The 23,040-nt window shown below is 62.5% G+C and carries 18 protein-coding genes; 9 read left to right on the top strand and 9 right to left on the bottom strand.

The window, feature by feature from the left end:
- The first annotated feature begins 3 nt into the window (after positions 1–3).
- Genes rsxD through nth form a run of 4 tightly spaced genes read left to right on the top strand, consistent with a single transcriptional unit; the run spans position 4 to position 3,051 of the window.
- Positions 4–1,062, top strand: coding sequence for an electron transport complex subunit RsxD (rsxD, locus tag IEX85_RS13160; RefSeq protein ID WP_188861072.1), 1,059 nt, complete (start codon positions 4–6; stop codon positions 1,060–1,062).
- Entirely contained in the window at positions 1,062–1,712 is a 651-nt protein-coding gene (rsxG, locus tag IEX85_RS13155; protein ID WP_188861071.1) for an electron transport complex subunit RsxG, read from the top strand. The genes rsxD and rsxG overlap by 1 nt, the downstream gene beginning before the upstream one ends.
- Entirely contained in the window at positions 1,705–2,415 is a 711-nt protein-coding gene (locus tag IEX85_RS13150) for an electron transport complex subunit E (RefSeq protein ID WP_188861070.1), read from the top strand. The genes rsxG and IEX85_RS13150 overlap by 8 nt, the downstream gene beginning before the upstream one ends.
- Entirely contained in the window at positions 2,416–3,051 is a 636-nt protein-coding gene (gene nth, locus IEX85_RS13145) for an endonuclease III (RefSeq protein WP_188861069.1), read from the top strand. It abuts the gene before it with no gap.
- 456 nt (positions 3,052–3,507) lie between these two features.
- Here nth and IEX85_RS13140 read toward each other — a convergent pair whose 3' ends face one another.
- From IEX85_RS13140 to IEX85_RS13115, 6 genes are all read right to left on the bottom strand, one after another.
- A complete protein-coding gene (locus tag IEX85_RS13140) occupies positions 3,508–4,998 on the bottom strand; it encodes an alkaline phosphatase PhoX (protein ID WP_188861068.1) in 1,491 nt (496 codons plus the stop codon).
- Between the two features lie 1,576 nt (positions 4,999–6,574).
- Positions 6,575–6,841, bottom strand: a complete 267-nt coding sequence (locus IEX85_RS13135) for a 2Fe-2S iron-sulfur cluster-binding protein (protein ID WP_188861067.1) — start codon at positions 6,839–6,841, stop codon at positions 6,575–6,577.
- A 60-nt stretch (positions 6,842–6,901) separates the two neighbouring features.
- Positions 6,902–8,032, bottom strand: coding sequence for a class Ia ribonucleoside-diphosphate reductase subunit beta (gene nrdB, locus IEX85_RS13130; RefSeq protein ID WP_188861066.1), 1,131 nt, complete (start codon positions 8,030–8,032; stop codon positions 6,902–6,904).
- 88 nt (positions 8,033–8,120) lie between these two features.
- Complete coding sequence (gene nrdA, locus IEX85_RS13125) at positions 8,121–10,385, bottom strand: class 1a ribonucleoside-diphosphate reductase subunit alpha (protein WP_188861065.1); 2,265 nt, start codon at positions 10,383–10,385, stop codon at positions 8,121–8,123.
- Between the two features lie 536 nt (positions 10,386–10,921).
- The gene (locus IEX85_RS13120; protein ID WP_188861064.1) at positions 10,922–11,707 is read right to left on the bottom strand and encodes a sterol desaturase family protein; all 786 of its coding nucleotides are present in this window, start codon (positions 11,705–11,707) and stop codon (positions 10,922–10,924) included.
- Complete coding sequence (locus tag IEX85_RS13115; protein WP_188861063.1) at positions 11,708–12,589, bottom strand: DMT family transporter; 882 nt, start codon at positions 12,587–12,589, stop codon at positions 11,708–11,710. It abuts the gene before it with no gap.
- 178 nt (positions 12,590–12,767) lie between these two features.
- Here IEX85_RS13115 and IEX85_RS13110 point away from each other — a divergent pair, with 178 nt between their 5' ends.
- Entirely contained in the window at positions 12,768–13,418 is a 651-nt protein-coding gene (locus IEX85_RS13110; RefSeq protein WP_188861062.1) for a TetR/AcrR family transcriptional regulator, read from the top strand.
- A gap of 18 nt (positions 13,419–13,436) precedes the next feature.
- On the opposite strand, the gene IEX85_RS13105 is transcribed toward IEX85_RS13110, so the two are convergent.
- Entirely contained in the window at positions 13,437–14,693 is a 1,257-nt protein-coding gene (locus IEX85_RS13105) for a GGDEF domain-containing protein (RefSeq protein WP_188861061.1), read from the bottom strand.
- Positions 14,694–15,005: 312 nt separating this feature from the next.
- On the opposite strand from IEX85_RS13105, the gene hmpA reads away from it, so the two are divergent.
- Complete coding sequence (gene hmpA, locus IEX85_RS13100) at positions 15,006–16,217, top strand: NO-inducible flavohemoprotein (protein WP_188861060.1); 1,212 nt, start codon at positions 15,006–15,008, stop codon at positions 16,215–16,217.
- A gap of 71 nt (positions 16,218–16,288) precedes the next feature.
- Here hmpA and IEX85_RS13095 read toward each other — a convergent pair whose 3' ends face one another.
- Positions 16,289–16,891 carry a hypothetical protein gene (locus tag IEX85_RS13095; protein ID WP_188861059.1) on the bottom strand — a complete coding sequence of 201 codons (603 nt, stop codon included), beginning with the start codon at positions 16,889–16,891 and terminating at the stop codon, positions 16,289–16,291.
- 480 nt (positions 16,892–17,371) lie between these two features.
- On the opposite strand from IEX85_RS13095, the gene IEX85_RS13090 reads away from it, so the two are divergent.
- The 3 genes from IEX85_RS13090 (at position 17,372) to IEX85_RS13080 (ending at position 20,599) form a co-directional block, all read left to right on the top strand.
- On the top strand, positions 17,372–18,733 hold the full coding sequence (locus IEX85_RS13090) for an 8-oxoguanine deaminase (RefSeq protein WP_188861058.1): 1,362 nt from the start codon (positions 17,372–17,374) through the stop codon (positions 18,731–18,733).
- A gap of 234 nt (positions 18,734–18,967) precedes the next feature.
- Positions 18,968–19,459 (top strand): xanthine phosphoribosyltransferase, encoded by a 492-nt coding sequence (gpt, locus tag IEX85_RS13085; RefSeq protein WP_188861057.1) that lies wholly within the window; start codon positions 18,968–18,970, stop codon positions 19,457–19,459.
- Positions 19,460–19,585: 126 nt separating this feature from the next.
- Positions 19,586–20,599: an adenosine deaminase gene (locus IEX85_RS13080; protein WP_188861056.1), complete on the top strand. Its 1,014-nt coding sequence runs from the start codon at positions 19,586–19,588 to the stop codon at positions 20,597–20,599.
- 95 nt (positions 20,600–20,694) lie between these two features.
- On the opposite strand, the gene IEX85_RS13075 is transcribed toward IEX85_RS13080, so the two are convergent.
- Positions 20,695–23,040: a DNA polymerase II gene (locus tag IEX85_RS13075; RefSeq protein ID WP_188861055.1), complete on the bottom strand. Its 2,346-nt coding sequence runs from the start codon at positions 23,038–23,040 to the stop codon at positions 20,695–20,697.

The following is a 23,040-nucleotide window of genomic DNA, read 5'->3' as shown; positions in this document are numbered from 1 at the left end:
CGAATGGCACTGATCCGTTCCAGTTCACCGCACCTGCATAATGCGGGCAGCACACCGAAGATCATGCGGCTGCTGCTGATTGCGGCGCTGCCCGGTATCGCAGCGATGACCTTCTTCTTCGGCTGGGGCACGCTGATCCAGATCGGCTGGGCGATGCTGCTGGCGCTTGGTTTCGAAGCCGCTGTCATGAAGCTGCGGCGCCGTCCGGTGGCGTTCTATCTGCGCGACTCCAGCGCGCTGGTCACCGCCCTGCTGCTGGGCCTGGCACTGCCGCCCTTCTCGCCCTGGTGGCTGACGCTGGTCGGCGTCTTCGTCGCCATCGTGATCGCCAAGCATCTTTACGGGGGCCTCGGCAACAACCCCTTCAATCCGGCCATGGTCGCCTACGCGCTGCTGCTGGTCTCCTTCCCGGTGGACATGACCCGCTGGACCGCTCCCTTCGTGCTGCATGCCGATGACGGCTGGCAGGTGCTCGGCCTGATCGACACCTTCAAGGTGATCTTCGGCGCTCTCGATCACAGCGCCATCGACGCCTTTACCTCGGCCACGCCGCTGGACGAGCTGCGCCACCGCGGCGGTCTGACCACCGAGGAAGCCTTCCGCGAGTCCCGGGTGCTGGCCGACGGCGTCGGCGCCTGGCATGCCGTCGCCGCCGCCTACTTCATGGGCGGGGTTTTCCTGCTCTACCGCAAGGTGTTCACCTGGCATACGCCGTTGGCGATGCTCGGCAGCCTGGCAGCGATCTCGACACTGTTCTATCTGTTCGCGCCGGACAACTTCGCCGACCCGTTCTTCCATCTGACCATGGGCGCGACCATGCTCGGCGCCTTCTTTATCGCCACGGATCCTGTGACCGCGGCGACCAGCAACCGCGGCAAGCTCTACTACGGCGCCGGTATCGGCGTACTGGTGTACGTCATTCGCACCTGGGGCAGCTATCCGGACGCGGTCGCCTTCGCGGTGCTGCTGATGAACCTCGCCGCGCCTTTCATCGACCAGTACACCCAGCCGCGCACCTACGGTCACGCCAAACCCAAACGCGGACTCAAGGAGGACGCCTGATGCAGATGCTCAGCGCCATCAGAAGCAGCACCGTCGGCATAGCGGTGTTCGCCGTGGTCACCGCGGGCCTGATCGCCATTACCCAGGTCGGCACCGCCGAGCGCATTGAACGCAACGAACTGGAGCAGCAGGCCCGAGCGCTCTACGAAATCGTCGAGCGTGACAGCCTCGACGACGACCTGCTGGATCATCCGGTCGAGTTCACCGCCCCGACGCTGCTCGGCCACGAACGCCCGGCTACCGCCTACCGCGGATACCGCAACGGTGAGCCGGCGCTGGTTATCCTGCCGGTGGTCGCGCCGGATGGCTATACCGGCGAAATCAGTTTGATCGTCGGCATCAATGCCGACGCCAGTGTCGCCGGCGTACGCGTACTGGCTCACAAGGAAACCCCGGGACTCGGCGACAAGGTCGATATCAAGAAATCCCGCTGGGTCCTCGGTTTCGAGGGGCAGCGCAAGGACGGCGAGGACGATCCGAGCTGGGCCGTACGCAAGGACGGCGGCCGCTTCGACCAGTTCACCGGCGCTACCATCACGCCACGCGCCGTGGTCAACGCCGTCGGCCGCGCGGTCGACCACTTCCGCGAGCACCGCGCCGAACTGCTCGGCACAGAGCCGCAGACGCAACAGGAGGCCAGCCATGGCTGATTACAGAAAAATCACCCTCGACGGGCTCTGGCACAACAACCCGGCGCTGGTGCAACTGCTGGGCCTTTGCCCGCTGCTGGCGGTAACCGGAACCGTGGTCAATGCCATGGGCTTAGGCCTGGCCAGCACCCTGGTGCTGACCGGATCCAACCTCACCGTTTCGCTGTTCCGCCACTTCGTGCCGGATTCGGTGCGACTGCCGATTTTCGTCATGATCATCGCGGCGTTCGTCACCTCGATCGAGCTGCTGATGCAGGCATTCACCTACGAGCTGTATCAGATCCTCGGCATATTCATCCCGCTGATCGTCACCAACTGCGCCATCATGGGCCGCGCCGACGCCTTCGCCTGCAAGAATCCGGTCGGGGCCTCGGTATTGGACGGCCTGATGATGGGTATCGGCTTCACCGCGGTGCTGATGGTGCTCGGCGCGATGCGCGAGGTGCTGGGCCTAGGTACCCTTTTCTCCGATATGCAGCTGCTGTTCGGGCCCGCTGCGGAAAGCTGGAAGATCACCCTGGTGGACGACTATTCCGGCTTCCTGTTCGCGATCCTGCCCCCCGGCGCCTTCGTCGGCATGGGATTGCTGATCGCGCTGAAGAACATCGTCGACGCCCGTCTCGAGGAACGCCGTCGCGCCCAGAAGCCCAAAGCCGAAGGCGGCGGCTCCAAGCGCGTCCGCGTGACCGGGAACGTCGGCTAAATGAACGCCAGTAAACGCCATCAGATATTCAGTCGCCTGCGCGACGACAACCCCAACCCGACCACCGAACTGGAATACCGGAACCCGTTCGAGCTGCTGGTCGCGGTAACACTGTCAGCCCAGGCCACGGATGTTGGCGTCAACAAGGCGACGCGCAGGCTGTTTCCGGTCGCCAATACGCCCGAGGCCATCCTGGCGCTCGGTGTCGACGGGCTGAAGGAGTACATCAAGACCATCGGCCTTTACAACAGCAAGGCCGAGAACATCATCAAGGCCTGCCGCATCCTGGTCGAGCGCCACAACTCACAGGTGCCCGAGACCCGCGAGGCGCTGGAAGCGCTGCCGGGCGTGGGCCGCAAGACCGCCAACGTGGTACTGAACACCGCCTTCGGCCAGCCCACGATGGCGGTCGATACGCATATCTTCCGCGTCTCGAACCGCACCGGTATCGCCCCGGGCAAAACGGTACTGGAAGTGGAAAAGAAGCTGCTGCGCTTTATCCCCAGGGAGTTTCTCAAGGACGCGCACCACTGGCTGATACTGCACGGGCGCTATATCTGCGTCGCGCGCCGGCCGCGCTGCGGCGCCTGCCTGATCGAGGATCTGTGCGAGTACAAGCAGAAATCGGAGCTGTAAACCGTAGGGTGGAATGAGCCCGAAGGCACAATCCACCTGTCGTTCCGGATTCCATGGTGGAATTCGCAGGCTCATTCCACCTTACCTGGATCCGTTGGGTGCAGCCCGGAGGGCGAAACCCAACAGATAGGCCGGACTGGTGAAGCGAAGCCCATCACCGTCTTCCGTGATCCCCCCGGCTTGAGCATCGTCAAACCATTCACGCCAGTCGCCCCTTCCAGGGCGATTGGTGCAGCGGCGAATTAGCAGGCTGTTGAAAATCTATCTGCGTTGCCGAATGCTTCGTTAAAAACAGGCTCAAAATGCTCATTTAGTTCACTAAACTGCGCTTTTTCGCCTGTTTTGGCCCGGGCGGCGCTCCGCTCACCTCAGCTGCCTCGATAACGTTTTTCAACACCCTGCCAGGTTTCAATGTTGGGTTTCAGGCCTTCGGCCCTCCACCCAACCTACATCCGATCACAGATAGATGGAACGGCCGTCGTCCCGCCAGATGGCGTAGGTCACGCCGATATTCTGGCTGTTGACGAACATGAACTTGCCGTCCGGCGAGAAGCAGGCGCCGCAGAACTCGCCGGTATCGACGTTGTTGTGGGCGAACTGGAACAGGCCGCCGCTCTTGTCGACGCCGACGACGTACTGGCCGTAGTTCGCGTCACCTTCCCGACCGCCGCTGCCGTCTTCGCAAAGGTACAGGGTACCGTCGCGCGCCACGGTGATATTGTCCGGACCGTCGAGCAGGTTTTCATCGGTCGATTCGACCACCAGCTTGATGGTTTCGGTACGCGGGTTGTAGCACCACACCTGACCTTCACCGGCATCACCGGCACCGCTGGCGACGAAGTAGATGCTGTTGTGATGGGTCCAGGCGCCTTCGCCGCGCCAGATGACTGCTGCGCCCTTGGCCTGGGCCTCGTAGCGAAGGGTATCCTCTTGCGGGTCGACATCGTCGAGCCTGACCCAGCGCACCTTCAGCTCCTGACCCAGGAACGGCAGCATGCTGCCTGCTGCACCACGGCCCAGGCCACGGGTGTCGACCTGAGTCGCACCCTGTGCGTGGCTCAGCGGCAGCAGATCACCGTTGCAGTTGGAGGACTGCTCGGTATCGATCACCATAGCGTAGAGATCGCCGCCCTGCTGCAGGTCGCCGAAGCCGTTCGGACGCTTGTGCGGCACGAAACGGTAGAAGGCGCTGTCGCCGCGATCTTCCGTCTCGTAGATATAACCGGTCTGCGGATCGACCGCCACGGCCTCATGGTTCATGCGGCCCATGTCGACCAGCGGCACCGGCTCGACCGCTTCATCCGCCATTGACGGCACTTCGAAGTTGTAACCGTGCTTCTCGGTCGCGCGAGCGTCGCTGGACGGCGTTGTCATGTTCTCTTCGCAGCTGATCCAGGAATCCCAGGGCGTTTCGCCGCCGGCACAGTTGCGGATGGTGCCGCCAAGGGAGACATAGTCCTTCACCACGCGACCCTCGCGGTCAACGATCACCGTGGTGGTGCCGCCGGCGCCATAGGCCCCGCCGAAATCGTCGTAGTTGTTGCCGTTGGGCGCGACGCACTTGAGGCTGTTGCCGATGCTGCCCTCGTGGTTGCGTACCAGTACGTAGGTACCCGCACGGCCCTGGAAGCAGCCCATGCCATCGTGGTTCCCCGGTACCAGGGTGCCGTCGCTCATCGGCATCCCCTTCATCGAGATGGCGGTGTAGCTGAAACCTGCCGGCAGGCGCAGCAGCGCCTCATTGGCCAGGCTACCGAGCTCAGCTGTATTGAGCGGCGGTAGCGGCGCAAGGGGGCCAAAGCCCGGTACCGTGAAGCTGGCAGGCATACAGCCACCCTCGGCCGCCATGGCGCGACGGCTGTGGAGAAGACCCAGCGGGCTCAGTGCGGTGCCGGCGGCAGCAGCGGACATCAGTCCGACGAACTGGCGGCGAGACAATTTTGACATGGTTGTGCCTCTCTTGTGAGAAAGAAGTTCATTCCCTGATTGCAGCCATCAGACTGCAACCGACGTGCTCAGGACCTCAGCGGCTCGGGCGCCACTCCTGGAGACGACTTGCAGCTTGGCGCGACCGTTGTCACGCCAGCGCCCGACTCGGGCAGCGGCTGTAGATTAGAGAGGACAAAAGACAGGCAGTTGAAAGCCAGGTGAAGCTTTGCTGACAGCCGCGTGACGTCGCCCCACGGAGGCGATCCCGGGGGCGATTTTCATCTTGACCGCTTCGTCAGTATGTGTCCGTTAGATTGAAATACGTTGTAGTTCAGTTACCCCCATTTTCTGTGGATAAAACCCTGAATAAATTTTGGAAACCTGCTCCAAGAGCCCATGGTTACACGCCATCACTTAGATTGATCAAAAATCAACCAACTCGTTTTTTTCTTTATTTTTCAATATGTTAAGCAAGTCAATATGGAAATATTAAAAACTCGTGGCAACCTTTGTGGATTTTGCGGCGAACCGTTCCAGGGTGTGGATGGAGACAAAATAACAACGCTGTCAAGGTCGATTTTGTCGCTGAATTTCCACGTCCGGACTTGTTATTTATTCATCTTTATGAAGGATCCGTTACCCCGTCCACAGACCTGGCAGCCCATGACGAGAGGTTGTTTTTCAAGCATATCGGGGCGTCAGCTGAACAACATCCGGAGCCGCAAGCGAAGCGCCCAACTGTATATATTTTCAATAACGAAGACGGTAGCGGCTGCTCTCCCGAACCTGGCACGCGCCGGGGCGTCTGTGGACGGCTCTTAGCCTTTACGGGCACTCACAGTGGCTGCCGACAGCCCTTCGACACCCGCCCGATTCCAGGTCGCTCGCCCGCAGATGGCCGCCGGCCGAGACCGCCGCCGAAACCCTTGATCCATAGCGCCGTCGGCACTGTCCCCGCGCAGGCCGAAGACTGGCGCATTACCCACACAAACTGTGGAAAACATTCTGGATAACAATGGGACACCGGGCGCTAAGCCAGTCATTCCGGGCCTTTCAGCAAATCGGGCATTTTACCGCCACGAAAAAATTACCGCTTAATTTTCAGCTAGTTACAAGCATTTAAATAGACATGCACCGGGCACGGCCGATGCTTTGTCAAGCTTGACAGCACTGAATTAGCGAATGTGTAAAAGATCTTTGAGAAGGTCCGGCCCGGCGCGACATTCCGACACTTCGAGCGCAGCTGTCCACAGGTGGTGAGTGGGTCGGATGTCCGGACCCACCGTAGGAGGCGCGCCCCGCGCCGAAGCTTTTTCCCCGGCAGGCGATTCGCGGCGAGGAAGTGCCCTTGAGTTTGGGTACGCCGCCCCTACAGGTATCGGGACTCCGAATTCATCGTAGGAGCCGCGCCCCGCGCCGAAGCCTTTTCCCCGGCAGGCGATTCGCGGCGAGGAAGTGCCCTTGAGTTTGGGTACGCCGCCCCTACAGGTATCGGGACTCCGAATTCATCGTAGGAGGCGCGCCCCGCGCCGAAGCCTTTTCCCCGGCAGGCGATTCGCGGCGAGCCCGAATGAGGGCCGCGGGAACGCTGTCGCTACTCTTCCGGCAGCTGGATCTCGATATGCGTTTTGGGCTTGGTGCAGCAGGTCAGGATTTCCCCTTCGGGCAGGTCGAAGAGGCTGTCCTGCACCATCTCCACTTCACCGTCCAGCAACCGGACCTTGCAGCAGCCGCAGTAGCCGCCGCGGCAGTTGAACGGCGCCGGAATCTCCTGCGCCTCGAGCGCATCCAGCAGCGAGAACTCGTACTGATAGTAAAAGGTGTGGTAGTTGTTGACCTTGATACGGGGAATCCCGGACATGCTGAATCCCTTGTCTGAGTCTCCCGTCGTGAAGGGCGGGAGACTGACTACAACAGTCGGTTAGAGGTCGAAATCGTCGAAGTCGCCGTCGCCGACCTCGTTGTCGATCTGGCCGACCAGGTAGGAGCTGATCTCCGACTCCTGCGGCGCCACCTGCACGTTGTCGCTCACCAGCCAGGCGTTCATCCAGGGCAGCGGGTTCTGCTTGCTCGGGAACAGCTCCTCGAAGCCCAGCGCCTTCATGCGCACATTGGTGATGTACTCGACATAACCGCTGAGGATCTTGGCGTTGAGGCCGATCATCGAGCCATCGCGGAACAGGTACTGCGCCCAGTCCTTTTCCTGCTGCGCCGCCTCGGCAAAGATGCGGCGGGCCTCGTCACGGCACTCCAGCGCCACTTCCTTCATTTCAGGGTCATCGGCGCCGGATGCCATCAGGTTGAGCATGTGCTGGGTACCGGTCAGGTGCAGGGCTTCGTCACGGGCGATCAGCTTGATGATCTTGGCGTTGCCCTCCATCAGCGCCCGCTCGGCGAAGGCAAAGGAGCAGGCGAAGCTGACGTAGAAGCGGATCGCCTCGAGGACGTTGACCGACACCAGCGTCAGGTAGAGCTTGCGCTTGAGATTGCGCAGTCGGGTGTCGAACAAACGCCCCCGGATCTCGTGCTGCCCTTCGCCGTGGGTGACGTAGACCTGTACCAGCTCGATAAACTGATCGTAGAGCTTGGTCACCGCTTCGGCGCGCTTGACGATTTCCTCGTTGGTGACGATGGCGTCGAACACCGTCGAGGGCTCAGTGATGATATTACGGATGATATGGGTATAGGAGCGACTGTGGATCGTCTCGCTGAATGCCCAGGTCTCGAACCAGGTTTCCAGCTCCGGCAGTGACACCACGGGCAGGAAGGCGATATTGGGCGAGCGCCCCTGCACCGAGTCGAGCAGCGTCTGGTACTTGAGGTTGCTCAGGAAGATATGCTTCTCGTGTTCCGGCATGCCAATGAAGTCCTTGCGGTCGGTCGACAGGTCGACCTCTTCCGGACGCCAGAAAAAGGACAGCTGCTTTTCGATCAGCTTCTCGAAAATCGGGTACTTCTGCTTGTCGTAACGCGCAACGTTGACACTGCGACCGAAAAACATCGGTTCACGGGTGGCATCGTGGGTGGAGGTGCTGAATGTGGAGTATGACATTGGGTCCCTGAAAACTCACTGACGAGCACAGACGCAGGCCCGCCATCCGGGGATGGCGGGCCTGCTGCGGTAGCGTAAAAAGAATCGATTACAGCTTGCAGGCGCCGCCTTCACAACCGCCGTCGTCCTGGCCGTCGGACGCACCATCGCGGGTGTTGTGGTAGTACAGTGTCTTGACGCCGTACTTGTAGGCCGTCAGCAGGTCCTTGAGCAGCTGTTTCATCGGCACCTTGTCGCCCGGGAACTTGCTCGGGTCGTAGTTGGTGTTGGCCGATATCGACTGGTCGACGAACTTCTGCATGATGCCGACGAGCTGCAGGTAACCTTCGTTGTTCGGGATGCTCCAGAGCAGCTCGTAGTGGTTTTTCAGTTCGATGTACTCCGGCACCACCTGCTTCATGATGCCGTCCTTGCTCGCCTTCACCGACACGTAACCACGCGGCGGTTCGATGCCGTTGGTCGAGTTGGTGATCTGCGACGAAGTCTCGCAGGGCATCAGCGCGGTCAGGGTGCTGTTGCGCAGGCCGAATTCGCGAATGTCCTCGCGCAGTGTTTCCCAGAAGTAATGCAGCGGCTCTTCGCAGAAGTCATCCACTTCACGCTTGTAGGTGTCGATCGGCAGCAGCCCCTTGGCGTAGGTGGTCTCGTCGAACTTCGGACAGGCGCCACGCTCTTTCGCCAGCTGGTTGGAGGCCTTGAGCAGGAAGTACTGGATCGCCTCGAAAGTGCGGTGCACCAGACCGTTGGCGGAACCGTCGGAGTAGCGTACACCGTGCTTGGCCAGGTAGTAGGCCAGGTTGGTCACGCCGACGCCCAGGGTGCGACGCGCCATGGTGGCGTTGCGCGCGGCCTCGATCGGGTAGTCCTGGTAATCCAGCAGGCTGTCCAGGGCGCGCACGATCAGGTCGGCCAGATCTTCGAGCTCGTCGAGGTTATCCAGCGCACCGAGGTTGAACGCCGACAGCGTGCACAGGGCGATTTCGCCATCCGGATCGTTGATGTCCTTCAGCGGCTTGGTCGGCAGCGCGATCTCGAGACAGAGGTTCGACTGCTTGACCGGCGCCACGGCCGGATCGAACGGGCTGTGGGTGTTGCAGTGATCGACGTTCTGCACGTAGATACGACCGGTGGAGGCACGCTCGGACGCCAGCAGACCGAACAGCTCGACCGCCTTGAGGGTCTTCTTGCGGATATTCGGGTCCTGCTCGTACTGCACGTAGAGGCGTTCGAACTCGGCCTGGTCGGCGAAGAAGGCGTCGTAAAGCCCCGGCACCTCGTGCGGGCTGAACAGGGTAATGTTCTCGCCCTTGATCAGGCGCTGGTACATCAGCTTGTTGATCTGCACGCCATAGTCGATATGACGCACGCGGTTTTCCTCGACGCCGCGGTTGTTCTTGAGTACCAGCAGGGATTCGACTTCCAGGTGCCAGATCGGGTAGAACAGCGTCGCCGCACCGCCGCGCACGCCGCCCTGGGAACAGGACTTCACGGCGGTCTGGAAGTGCTTGTAAAACGGGATGCAGCCGGTGTGGAAAGCTTCGCCGTTGCGGATCGGGCTGCCCAGCGCACGGATCTTGCCGGCGTTGATACCGATACCGGCACGCTGCGACACGTATTTGACGATAGCGCCGGCGGTGGCGTTGATCGAGTCCAGGCTGTCGTCGCACTCGATCAGCACGCAGGAGCTGAACTGGCGGGTCGGGGTGCGCACGCCGGACATGATCGGCGTCGGCAGCGACAGCTTGAAGGTCGAGCAGGCATCATAGAAACGCTTGACGTAGTCGAGACGGGTGTCGCGCGGATAGTCGGCGAACAGGCAGGCCGATACCAGCATGTACAGGATCTGCGGGCTTTCGAAGATCTCGCCGGTGACCCGGTTCTGCGCCAGATACTTGCCCTCGAGCTGCTTGACGGCGACATAACTGAAGTTCATGTCGCGCTCGTGCCTGAGGTAGCCGTTGAGCTCGTCCCACTCCTGCTCGCTGTAGTCGGCCAGCAGGTGCTTGTCGTAACGGTTTGCCGCGACCATGCCGGTCACGTGGTCGAACAGGCGCGGCGGCTCGTAGCTGCCAAAGGCGCGCTTGCGCAGATGGAAGATCGCCAGGCGGGCGGCCAGGTACTGGTAGTCCGGCGCGGTTTCCGAAATCAGGTCGGCAGCCGACTTGATCAGCGTTTCGTGGATATCGGAAGTCTTGATGCCATCATAAAACTGCAGGTGAGCCTTGAGTTCGACCTCGGACGGGGACACGTTGTCGAGTCCCTCTGCAGCCCAGATCACAACGCGGTGGATCTTCTCCAGGTCAATATTTTCGCGTCGACCGTCCCGTTTGGTAACCATCAAGTCTTGCTGCATAGCGTCGCCGCCTACTCCTGCTCTCTGAATTCGGACCTACCGGCTTGGTGCATTTCCCTTTGCCCGCCCACCTCGCCCGATGGGTGACCGGGACGGGAATACGGGCAACGGCAAGCAGTGCTCTTGTGGGGTTTCCACAACCTAGAACACTACATCTTGTGCACACCGGATTAATTCGCACCAAATATAGTTAGCAACGGTTTTTTTTCAATACTTGATTTGGGCTCCCTTAGGGTGTAGCAGCCCCCTTCAGATGCCACGAATCCCGGCATTCCGGGAGTTGCGACGCAGCCACCGAGCTGACAAATTTTTGTAAAAAAATTGCTTTACAAATCGCTTCGCCAGGGCCTCCTCGGCAACGGCTTGCGCTCTGCTCACCGGACACACAACTGTGCACCCCGCTCATCCGCCAGCCCGGCTCTTAAAAGGTTCATCGCGCTTTAACTGGAACGGGTAGGACAGGTGAAACCGCCGTCCGCACGGTTGCCGTTTAACAGCAAGCCCCCGGGGCGGCGCAACCCATCACAACACGGACGCTATTTTCCGGCGAACGGCAGCCGCAACAGCCTTGCCAGCGTCAGCCGCTGCGGCTCCTGCCAGCCGTCCAACCCGATGGTCATGTGCTCGTGCCCGGCCCCGGGCCGCTCACGGTAGGTGCCGAAAAGCCGGTCCCAGCACGAGAGGAAAAAGCCGAAGTTGCTGTCGGTCTCGGCCGGCACCACCGAGTGATGGACCCGGTGCATGTCCGGCGTCACCACCAGCCAGCGCAGCAGCCGGTCCGGACCGGTCCCCAGCCTGAGATTGGCATGACTGAACAGCGAGGCGCCGCTGAGCGTGGCCTCGAACAGCAGTACCACCCAGGGCGCCACACCCAGCGCCGCCACCAGCACGACCTTGTACAGCAGCGACAGCAGAATCTCGAACGGGTGAAAGCGAAACCCGGAACTCAGGTCCAGATCGAGGTCGGTGTGATGCACACGATGAATGCGCCAGAATAGCGGGACCGCATGAAAAAGCACGTGCTGAAAGTAGATCGCCAGATCGAGCAGCACAAAGCCCAGCAGTGCGGCCAGGCCGTCCGGCAACTCCACGAGCTGCAACAGCCCCCAGCCCTGCGCCTGGGCATGGACCGCCATCAGGTAGGCGGCGGCGCCGAGCGTCAGCCGCTGCGCCAGCACATCGACCAGCAGCAACCCCGAGTTGATCCCCCAGCGCAGGGTGCGGGTCTGACGCCGCCGTCGGCGCGGCCAGCGGGCCTCGCACAGTGCCAGCACCGCGAACAGAATGATGAACACCGTCAGCCGCCAGGCAATCTCAGACATTCAGGCCACCTGCTTGGGCCGCTGCAACAGCCAACGCCAGCGATTGATCAGCAGAGCCAGGAAGATCAGCGAACAGCCGACGCCCTGCAGCGCCGACATCCGCTCATCGAGCCAGAACATTGCCAGTATCGCGGTCCAGACCGGTTCCAGCGTCAGGATGATGGCCGCGTGACTGGCCGACGCCATGCTCTGGGCCTTGATCTGCAGGAAAAAGCGCAGGCTGGTGGCAATGAGGACGCTGGCCGCCACCCAGCCAAGCCCGCTCCAGCCCGGCGCCTGCTGCCAGGTTTCGAACAGCGACGAGGCCAGCAGCGCGATGACGCCGACCACCGACAGCTGAACACCGGTCAGCGCCACCGGCGGAATGCTGATCGCAAAGCGGCTGTTGAGGTTGAAGTGCACCGCGAAAGTGAGCGCCGCCGCCGCAAAGAAGATGTCGGACGGGCTGAAGTGAAAGCCGCCCTCGAGCGACAGGCAAGCCATGCCGAGGGCCGCCACCAGCAACGCCACCCAGGTACTGGCGCTGGGGTTCTGGCGGAAAAACAACCAGCCGACCACCGGTACCAGCACGACCCCGAGACTGGAGATAAAAGCGCCGACTCCCAGATGAGTGGCGTGGAAGAGCCCCAGTATCCAGCACAGCATCGCCGCCCCCATGACCACCCCGGTGCCGGCGGCGCGTCGCCAGGCGCCGGGCTTCAGGCGCTTGAGCTGTGGCCAGCCAACACTGCTGACCAGCAGGCCGGCCAGCAGGAACCGTACCCCCATGAACCCCATCGGGGGCAGGGACTGTAGCGCTTCATGGGAGAACATCCACCCCATGGCCGCCAGCAGTGTGACCAGCAGCATCAGCAGGTCGGCCTGCAGACTCTTGGTTATCATCCGAACTCCTTGTAACCTCGCCCCCAGGCTTCCGGTGGTCAGGGCGGCACCCTATTCTATTGGCCCCGGAGGCAATTGCCATCCAGCACAACTGATTTACCCTGCACGAAGGTCAGTGCGCTGACAGGCCCCCTTCCCCTATAATGGCCGCTATCAACTCACAGGAGTCTGATCTGGCATGCAGTTAGAAGTGGGCGCTCACCGCGCCGATAAGTCCGCCGGACGAATCCGGCAGCACAACGAGAAACTGATCCTTACCGCCGCCGAGCAGGAATTTGCCCGTTACGGCTTCAAGGGCACCAGCATGCAGCAGGTGGCCGACCGCGCGGGCCTGCCCAAGGCCAATATCCATTACTATTTCAACAACAAGCTCGGGCTCTACTACGCCGTGCTGTCGAATATCATCGATCTCTGGGACAGCTCCTTCAACGAGCTCGACGCCCATGACGACCCGGCGGTCGTGCTGCCCCGCTATATTGCCACGAAGCTCGATTTTTCCCGCCGCTACCCCCAGGCATCGAGAGTTTTCGCCATGGAGATCCTCAGCGGGGGGCCTCATCTGAGCGAGTACTTCCAGCAGGACTATCGCGACTGGTTCCGTGGCCGCGCGGCGGTGTTCGAGCACTGGATCGCGGCCGGCAAGATGAAGCCGATCGACCCCGCGCACCTGATCTTTCTGCTCTGGGGCAGCACCCAGCACTACGCCGACTTCGCGGTGCAGATCGACGCGGCGCTGGGCGAAGACAGGCCGCAGCAGGAGCTGTACGAGACCGCCACCCGAACGCTGACCGAGATCATTCTCGACGGCTGCGGCATCCGGCGCGACTGAGAGGGCTGCCGTTTCGGCTCAGGCGGCGCTGACGACCCGGTCCCGCCCCTGGTGCTTGGCGCGGTACAGCGCCTCATCGGCTTCCTTGAGCAACTGCTGCGGGCGCTTGTCCAGTGTCGGCACCATGCAGGCGACTCCCATGCTGATCGTCACCAGGTCGCTGACCCGGGATCCGCGGTGCGATATTCCCAGCCCCTTGACCGATTCGCGCATCTCGTCCGCCAGGCGCAGCGCATCCGCAAGTTCGGTGCCGGGCAGCAGCACCGCGAACTCCTCGCCCCCGAATCGCGCCACCGAGTCGCCGGCGCGCCGCGCATGCAGATCGAGCTCCCGCGCCACCGCCTTGAGGCATTCGTCACCCACCAGGTGCCCGTAGTGGTCGTTGAAATCCTTGAAGTAGTCGATGTCGCAGATAATCAGCGACAGCACCGTCCCGCTACGCAGGGCGCGGCTCCACTCCGCGGCCAGCAGTTCGTCGAAGTAGCGCCGGTTGGGAATTTCGGTCAGCCCGTCGATTGACGACAGCTCGTAGAGCTTTTCCGCCAGCGCTTCGGCCCGCTGTTTCTCGGTGCGCAGCTGCTTCTCGGTGTTGATGCGCTTGACCAGATCCTCGCGCAGCTGGCCGTTGAGTTTCAGCACTCGCCGCTGCTCCTGACGCAGCTCCCGCAGCAACTGTTCATTGACCAGACTGCTGCTCATAAAGCCCTCGAAGACTCCGTAGATACGGAAGGTCGAGCGTTGGGTGAAGACGAAAAAGGCGATGCAGATCAGCCCCATCGCCACCTTCTGCGGCACCATGGATACCAGCAGCACCAGCGACAGCGGCAGCAAGGTGATGGCGGAAAAGCAGATGTAGAGCAGCGGCGATACCGATGCCGTGCTGGCCACGCTGCCCGCCACCATGCCGGCGAGACAGACATAGATGAACGCCGCTTCGGTGAACGGCAGGCTGAGTTCGACGTACAGGCCAATGGCCGCCCAACTGAGCGCCGCCACGACCACACTCCAGAAGTACAGCCGTTGCCAGTAAACCTCATCCAGCGGCTCTACGCTGTTACGCCGCTGCTCCAGCCGTACATAGAGCACCAGCCTTGCGATCAGCAGCGCCAGCGCTACCAGCAACCACAGGGGAAAAAACAGCTGCCCGGTCTGCCACCAGTAGTATCCACCGGCTCCGAGAGCGACAAAAGCACTACCCCCCAGCGCCACCGGCGTTTGCTCGTGCTGCGCTTCGAGAAGCTTCCGGCGCAAATAACGGGCATCCAGACGACTCATCAAACACGACCTGACGGATGAATGAAGGCTTCCTATTCCGGAAAAATCCGTAAATGCGCAAGAGGACGGATTTTCTGTCCTGACTCTATGACCATAGACCCTCCCCCGCTGCGCTGTCACCTTGGGGCGACAATTACAGCGCTGCAGCTGCCATCATCCGGCTTGCTCATCGCGGTAGCGTGCGGGTTCAGCGGTAGCATGGCCGCGACCCATTCTGTTCCGGGAACGACCAGACTCTTGACGGAAATTAAAATGTATAGATAATACACTTTAAATAACATGTCCTACCATTACATCTTAAGAGGATGCAGCATGCTCTCCCGGCAACAGATCGAGACCGTTCAATCCACCCTGCCCCTGCTGGAATCCGCCGGCAGCGCGCTGACCGAGCATTTTTATGCCCGCATGTTCCGCGATAACCCGGAGCTCAAGGACATCTTCAACCTGTCGCACCAGCAGTCGGGCCAGCAGCCGGTGGCGCTGTTCAACGCCATCCTCGCCTACGCCCGCTACCTCGACAATCCGTCGGTACTGGCACAGGCGGTCGAGCGCATCGCGCAAAAGCACACCGGCTTCCAGATCAGGCCCGAGCAGTACGACATTGTCGGTCATCACCTGCTGGAGACCATTCGCGAGCTGGCGCCGGATGCCGCCACCCCCGAAGTGCTCGATGCCTGGGCGCAGGCGTACGGACAGCTGGCCGCGATCTTTATCGGCCGGGAAGAGGAGATCTACCGAACCGCCGAGCAGGCGAACGGCGGCTGGCGCGGCAAAAGGCGTTTCCGTCTGATCGAGAAGCGCGCCGAAAGCGAGCTGATCTGCTCTTTTGTCTGGGCACCGGTCGACGGCGGCCCGGTAATGGACTTCCGGCCGGGGCAGTATCTGAGCCTGTCGGTCTCGCACTATTCGCTGGCGCACCACGAATATCGCCAGTACTCCCTGTCCGACGCACCGAACGGCAAGACCTACCGCATCAGCGTCAAGCGCGAACCGGGGACGCCGCAGGGGCAGGTCTCGAACTTCCTGCACGACCATGTCGAGATCGGCGACGAAATCGACCTGCTGCCGCCCGCCGGCGACTTCTTCCTCGACGTGGAACAGGAGACGCCGGTGGTGCTGCTGTCCGGCGGTGTCGGCCTGACGCCGATGCTGAGCATGCTTTCCACGCTGGTGGAGTCCGGCCACAAAGCGCCGGTCCACTACCTGCATGCCTGCGAAAATGGCCGCCAGCACGCCTTTCGCGACCGGGTAACGGCGCTGTCGCAGGCGCATGAGCAGGTGCACAGCTTCACCTGGTACCGTGAACCGCTGGCGGACGACCGCATCGACGAGGATTACGACGCCGTGGGCCTGATCGACCTGACGCCGCTCAGGGACGCAATCCTGCAGGACGACAGCCAGTTCTATTTCTGCGGCCCGGTGGGCTTCATGCGCGCCGTCCATCGCCAGCTCAAAGACTGGGGGGTGGAGGACTCACGGCTGCACTACGAACTGTTCGGACCGCATCAGACTCTGAACGACTGAGTCACTGGTGAGGCGTGACGGGTGACGGGATACTGGTCACTGGTCACTGGTCACTGGTCACTGGTTAGGCTTCACTGCCCCTGATAACGCTGCCAGTCCTGACGCCAGTAGGCGTCGAGTTGAGGCACCAGCGGCCGCAGGATTTCCTTGTCGGCCGCCGGCACCGCTTTCAGGGCACGCGCCATCATCTGGACCTGCTTCAGCCGCGCCTGCAGCTCGGGCGGCATCAGCGCCAGCATCTGCGGGTCCAGGCTGTCCATGCTCGCGGCCATGTCGAGCATGCCCGTCCCCGCCTGCTCGGCCTTGATCGCGGCATAGCCCAGCATCACCCGGTCCCCGGCGTCGGCCCAGGCCTCGGCGCTGTCGAAGCCGCCGGATGCGACCAGTTCCGTCAGCGATCCATAGTGATCGGGCTGGCGCCGCTTCAGCATCGCAAGCCCTTTGCTGTGGGGCGCGAAGGTCTCGCCTTCCCGCGGCTGCAGCTCGCGTTGCAATTCGGTGCCAAGATCCGCACCCAGTTGCTGCGAGAAGGACCGTACCTCAGGCAACAGTTCCACATAGCCGGCCGCCTGCCGAGGCGTCAGCCCCGAGCTTGCCTGCACCTGAGCGATGACGCCGAACAGCGCCAGCGACAGCAGCCAGGAACAGAAGGCAGAAAGTTTGAAGGACGACATCGGGTACCTCGGGAGTTGTGAATATGCGAAATGGACGAAACGGCGCGATCTCAGGGTTCCAACGGTACCGGGAGCCGTGAACATCATATTAAACGCATCGAGAGAATGCTTGCCAGCCGAAACCCATCGACCCGGTTCCCGGATCGATATGGCGGGTTCCCTGAAAACCGCTCCTGCGTTTTCAGGAATTCCACCGTCCATGGCGGTTACGCGACGCCCGTACGCACTCAGAACCCGAAACTCGCTGCAGTGCGCCGCTAACCCTCCCCACACTCTATTGACTACTACAAAAATCCAGCTGTACAGCAGCTGACTCGTCGCGCCTTGCAGCCGGACGCAGACCACAGCATAATGCACACCATATACCCGCTCTTTGTATACAGACTCATGGCGAAGGGTTTACGCCTTAAACAACCCGACCGGCCCGGCAGCGCATCTGCATACGGCACTGTCGGTAAGCAACCGTTTTGAGGAACCCGCATGAGCAAGCGACTCTGGATCAAGAACCCCCTGGCCCTCTATACCGGTATCGACGATGACGCCGCCGGCGGCATCGTGGTATCGGATGCACGCATCGTCGAACTGGTGGCGCGGGGGCAGCAACCGAGCGCCCCCTGTGACGAGATTTTCGACGCCGGCGAGCATGTTGTGCTGCCCGGCCTGATCAACACTCATCACCACTTCTACCAGACCCTGACCCGCGCCTATCCGGATGCGCTCAACAAGGAGCTGTTTCCCTGGCTCAAGAGCCTCTACGGCGTATGGGCGCACCTCGATCCGGAGATGCACGCCCAGGCTTCGCGACTGGCGCTGACCGAGTTGCTGCTGTCCGGCTGCACCACCGCCGCCGACCATCACTACCTGTTCCCCAGCGGAATGGAAGAGGCGGTCGACGTGCAGGTCGAGCAGGCACGGGCGGTCGGAATCAGGGTCATGCTGACCCGCGGCTCGATGAGCCTCGGCGAGCAAGACGGCGGCCTGCCGCCGCAAAGCACGGTACAGACCGAAGAGCAGATCCTTAAGGACAGCGAACGCCTGATCCACCGCTACCACGAGCACGGCGACGGCGCCCGGGTGCAGATCGCGCTGGCGCCCTGCTCGCCATTTTCCGTCACCACCGAGATCATGCGTGAAAGCGCGGCGCTGGCCGAACGACTCGACGTGCGGCTGCACACCCACCTGGCCGAAACCCTCGACGAGGAGGCCTTCTGCGAGCAGCGCTTCGGCATGCGTACCGTCGACTACCTCGAGAGCGTCGGCTGGCTCAGCGATCGCACCTGGCTGGCCCACGGCATTCACTTCAACGACGACGAGATCCGCCGTCTCGGCGCTGCCGGCGTCGGCATCTGTCATTGCCCGAGCTCCAACATGATGCTGGCCTCGGGCATTTGCCGAAATCTCGAACTCGAGGCGGCCGGAGCACCGGTGGGGCTCGGGGTCGACGGCTCTGCCTCCAACGACGGCTCCAACCTGATCAACGAGGTACGCCAGGGCATGTACCTGCAGCGTCTGCGTTACGGGGCGTCCAGGGTCACCCACTTCGACGCCTATCGCTGGGCCACCAGTGGCTCGGCCCGGGTGCTTGGGCGGGACGACATCGGCGTGCTGGCCCCGGGCAAACAGGCCGACCTCGCCCTCTTCCGCCTCGACGAGCTGCGTTTTTCCGGCAGCCACGACCCGCTCGCCGCCCTGCTGCTGTGCGGCGCCCAGCAGGCGGACCGGGTCATGGTCGGCGGCGACTGGAAGGTGATCGACGGCTCCCTGCCGGACGTCGACCTCGGTGAGCTGGTTGCCGACCACCGCGCCGCCGCGCGCCGGCTGGCGCAGAAGGCACAGGGCTGACGTGTAACTTGTAACGCGTAACTTGTAACGCGTGACGGGTGACGGGTGACGGGTGACGGGTGACACGTTACCTATACAGAGACGCCACGCGTACCCGTCCCGAATCCACGGACCCTCGGGAACCGCACCATCGTACCGGTGCGGTTCACTCCGTTCACCAGCACCCTACACCTGATCCTGACTCTTCGGTTAGAATACGCCGGTCGCTGCAAAGCTATTGATGGAGAACAACCGATGGCGTCCGTGCCCTATCGCAAAGACTTTCCGGTTTCCTGGGAAGAACTGCACCGCAATGCCCGCGCCCTGTCCTGGCGCCTGCTCGAGCAGGGCCCCTGGAAAGGTATCATCGCGATCACCCGTGGCGGCATGGTACCGGCTGCCATACTGGCCCGCGAGCTGGATATTCGCCTGATCGATACCGTCTGCGTCACCAGCTACGGCAAGAGCGACGACGGCGCCGAAATGGCCCAGGGCAAGCTCAATATCCTCAAGCGCGTCGAAGGCGACGGCGAAGGCATGATTCTGGTCGACGACCTGGTGGACACCGGCAAGACCGCCCAGTGCGTGCGCGACATGCTGCCCAAGGCCCACTTCGCGACCATTTACGCCAAGCCGGCCGGCAAACCGCTGGTCGACACCTTCATCACCGAAGTCAGCCAGGACACCTGGATCCGCTTCCCCTGGGATATGGACTACACCTTCGCCACGCCGCTGGCCGAGCGTTGAAAAGGCGGTGACGGGTGACGGGTGACACGTTACGCGTCACCTGTCACCCGTCACCACCCTGCGACGCTGGTATCCGCGATCTTTTTCGGTTTAACTCAGAAAAGGATCAAGCAACGGAGGCGCCCAATGGAACACTTTCTCAGCAGTATGCCCAAGGCCGAGCTGCACATGCACCTCGAAGGCAGCCTGGAACCCGAGCTGATGTTCGCTCTGGCCAATCGCAACGGGATCGAGCTGCCCTGGGACACCGTCGACCAGGTCCGGGCCGCCTATGATTTTGGCAATCTGCAGGACTTCCTCGATATCTACTATCAGGGCGCAGGCGTGCTGCAGACCGAGCAGGACTTCTACGACCTGACCTGGGCCTATCTCAAGCAGTGCGAAACCCAGAACGTTATCCACACCGAGCCCTTCTTCGACCCCCAGACACACACGGCCCGCGGCATCGATATCGGTGTCCAGATCCGCGGCATCACCGGCGCCCTGCAGCACGGCCGCGAACAGCTCGGCATCAGCAGCCGGCTGATCCTGAGTTTCCTGCGCCACCTCAGCGAGGAAGAAGCCTTCACCACCCTGGAGCAGGCGCTGCCGTATCGCGACAGTTTCGTCGCGGTCGGTCTCGACAGCTCGGAGGCCGGCCACCCACCGGCCAAGTTCCAGCGGGTGTTCGAGAAGGCACTCGCCGAGGGCTTCCTCACCGTGGCCCACGCCGGCGAGGAAGGCCCGCCGGAATACGTCTACCAGGCGCTGGACCTGCTGCGGGTCTCGCGCATCGACCACGGCGTGCGCGCCGCCGAGGATCCGGCCCTCATCGAGCGTCTGATTGCGGAACAGATGCCGCTGACGGTATGCCCGCTCTCCAACGTGCGGCTGCGGGTCTTCCCGAGCCTCGACCAGCACAATATCCTCGAGATGCTGGCCCGGGGCGTCAAGGTCACAGTGAACTCCGACGACCCGGCGTACTTCGGCGGTTACATCGCGGAGAATTTCGTCGAGATGCATCGCCAGCTGGGCCTGAACCGCGACCAGGCAGTGGCGCTGAGCCGCAATGCCTTCGAATCGGCGTTCGTGTCGGACGGGGAAAAGGCGGCGCTGATCAAGCGCCTCGACGACTTCGTCGCGAATTACGACGGCGGCTGATTCGTATGTAGGGTGCCGCTGAGTGAAACGAAGCGCACCGAAATGCCAACGGTGCGTTACCAGCACCCTACATCCGCCCAGGCATTGCTGGGGCTTTAAAACAGATCCAGCTGCGGGGCGACCAGGGAGTCGAAGTCACGGCCCAGGAACGGCAGCAGGGTATCGACCACCGGCTTGAGCTGGCGGTCGATATAGTGCTGGTAATCGATCGGCGAACGGCGGAAGTCCAGCGGCTCGGGCCCGTTGACGGTGATCAGGTATTCGATCCGGGAGCCCGTGCGCAGACGGCTCTGCCGCCCGGCCTGCTGCAGCGCCTGCTCCGCCTTGAGCGCGGCCTGCACCTGCGGCGGCCGGTTGCGCCGATACTCGTGCAGCGGCCGACGCAGGCGCTTGCGGTAGACCAGCTCTTCATCCAGCTCGCCGGCAAATACCCGCGCCACCGTATCGCGCAGAAACGCCTCGTAGGGCTGCTCGCGAAAAACCCGCTCGTACAGCTCGTGCTGCACCCGGCGCGCCAGCGGCGTCCAGTCGGTACGCACGTTTTCCAGGCCCTTGAACACCAGCTCGTCACCGCCGTCCGGCAGGCGCTTCAGCCCCGCGTAACGTTTCTTGCTGCCCGCTTCCGAATGGCGCATGCGCGGCATCAGAAAGCGGCGGAAGTGACTCTCGTACTGGATTTCGAGAAAGCTGACGAGACCGAAGCGCGCCTCCAGTTGCGCACGCCACCAGCCGTTGAGGTGCCCGGCCAGCGCCTGGCCGTGCCTCTGCGCCTGGTCGTCGCTGCAATCGTCGCCCAGCCACACGAACACCGAATCGGTATCGCCGTAGATGACGGTAAAGCCGAAGTGACGCTCGATCTCGTCGCGGGTGCGATTGAGGATTTCATGGCCACGCAGGGTGATGGAGCCTGAAAGCCGCTGATCGTAGAAACGGCAGAGGTTGGAGCCGAGCACGCCGTAGAAGGAATTCATGATGATCTTGATGGCCTGGGACAGCGGCGCGTTGCGTTCGCGCTTGGCCTCGTCGCGGGCCTGCCACAGGCGCTCGATGATCGACGGCAGAATGCTGCGGCTGCGAGCGAAGATGGCGCCGTTGAAGCCCGGTACCAGATCCTCCGGGTCGGCGCCCTCGCGCAGGCCCTCGGCAAGCCCGCAGGGGTCGACACAGAAGGTGCGAATGATGCTTGGATACAGGCTCTTGAAGTCCAGCACCAGCACCTGGCGATAGAGCCCGGGCCGGGAATCCATCACGAAACCACCGGGAATCGACAGCCCGCTGACTCCGGAGGCATACTCGGCGGCGACGTATCCCGCCCGGTGCAGCCGCGGCAGGTACTGGTTGTCGAACGCCGCCGCCGAACCACCCACCTTGTCCAGTGCAAGGCCGGTCAGGCGGCAGCGTTCGATCAGATAATGCAGCAGCTGTGCCCTGGCGAAGATATCCTGCACCAGCGCACAGTCCTCGAGGTTGTAGCGCGCCAGCGCCACCGGATCTTCGCGATACAGGCGCTGGATTTCGGCGCCGCGGGCATCGACGTGATCGATCAGCTTGCCGCGTCCAAGCAGCTCCCGGGCGACGAATTCAAGCGAAAAGCTTTCGAACTGGTAGGTGGCGCCGCGCAGGGTGTCGATACCGTCGACCACCAGGCGCCCGCCAAGGCGCACGAAATGCTTGCCCTGACCGCCGCGCACCAGCTGCAGCGCATCACCGTCGCGCCCCAGGCGCAGCTTGAGCCCCAGTGCCCGGGCCCGCGCTTCGAGTACGCGAAAGTCGAAATCGATGACATTCCAGCCGATGAAGATATCGGGATCGAAGGACGCCACCTCCTCCATCAGGCGCTCCAGCAGCCGACGCTCGTCCGGCACGTACTCGAGCCAGTCGAGATCCTCGCCGCTGCCACACAGCAGCACCCGGCCGTACCCGTCGCCGCTGAGGCCAATGGACAGAATGCGGTCGGCGCTGAGGCTGGTTTCGAGGTCGATCGACAACATCTTCAGGCGTGGCCGGTAATCGCAGGGCCGCAGTCGCGGCGTCCCGCTTCCGGGTCCTGTGACCTCGACACCGCCCTGGATAAAACGCTCCATCAGATAGCGGTCGACCGGACGGATGTCGTCCTCGAGCATCGCCACGCCGGCGCAGCGCAGCCGCTCCGACACCTGGCGGAACAGCTTGAGGCTGCGGCAGTAAAGCGCGGCCACCGGCGCGCCGGTGAGATCCTTCAGCGGCCGCGGCTCGAGCCGCCAGCCGTCGAGCCCCTCGAGTGCGCACAGCACCCGTTCGTCGTCGTGCTGATGCACGAACAGCACCGCGTCCTGGTCCGGCACACGGACAGGCACCGGTCCGTTGTCGGTGCTGATCCAGTACAGCAGCGCAATACCCTCGCGGGTATCGCGCTGCTGGCGGCTCAGTATAAAGCCGGATACGGTGTCGCTGCCGGTCAT

It is taken from the genome of Marinobacterium nitratireducens, from assembly GCF_014645375.1.
GTDB lineage: Bacteria > Pseudomonadota > Gammaproteobacteria > Pseudomonadales > Balneatricaceae > Marinobacterium_A > Marinobacterium_A nitratireducens.
This window is presented reverse-complemented; position numbering and strand designations above follow the sequence as displayed.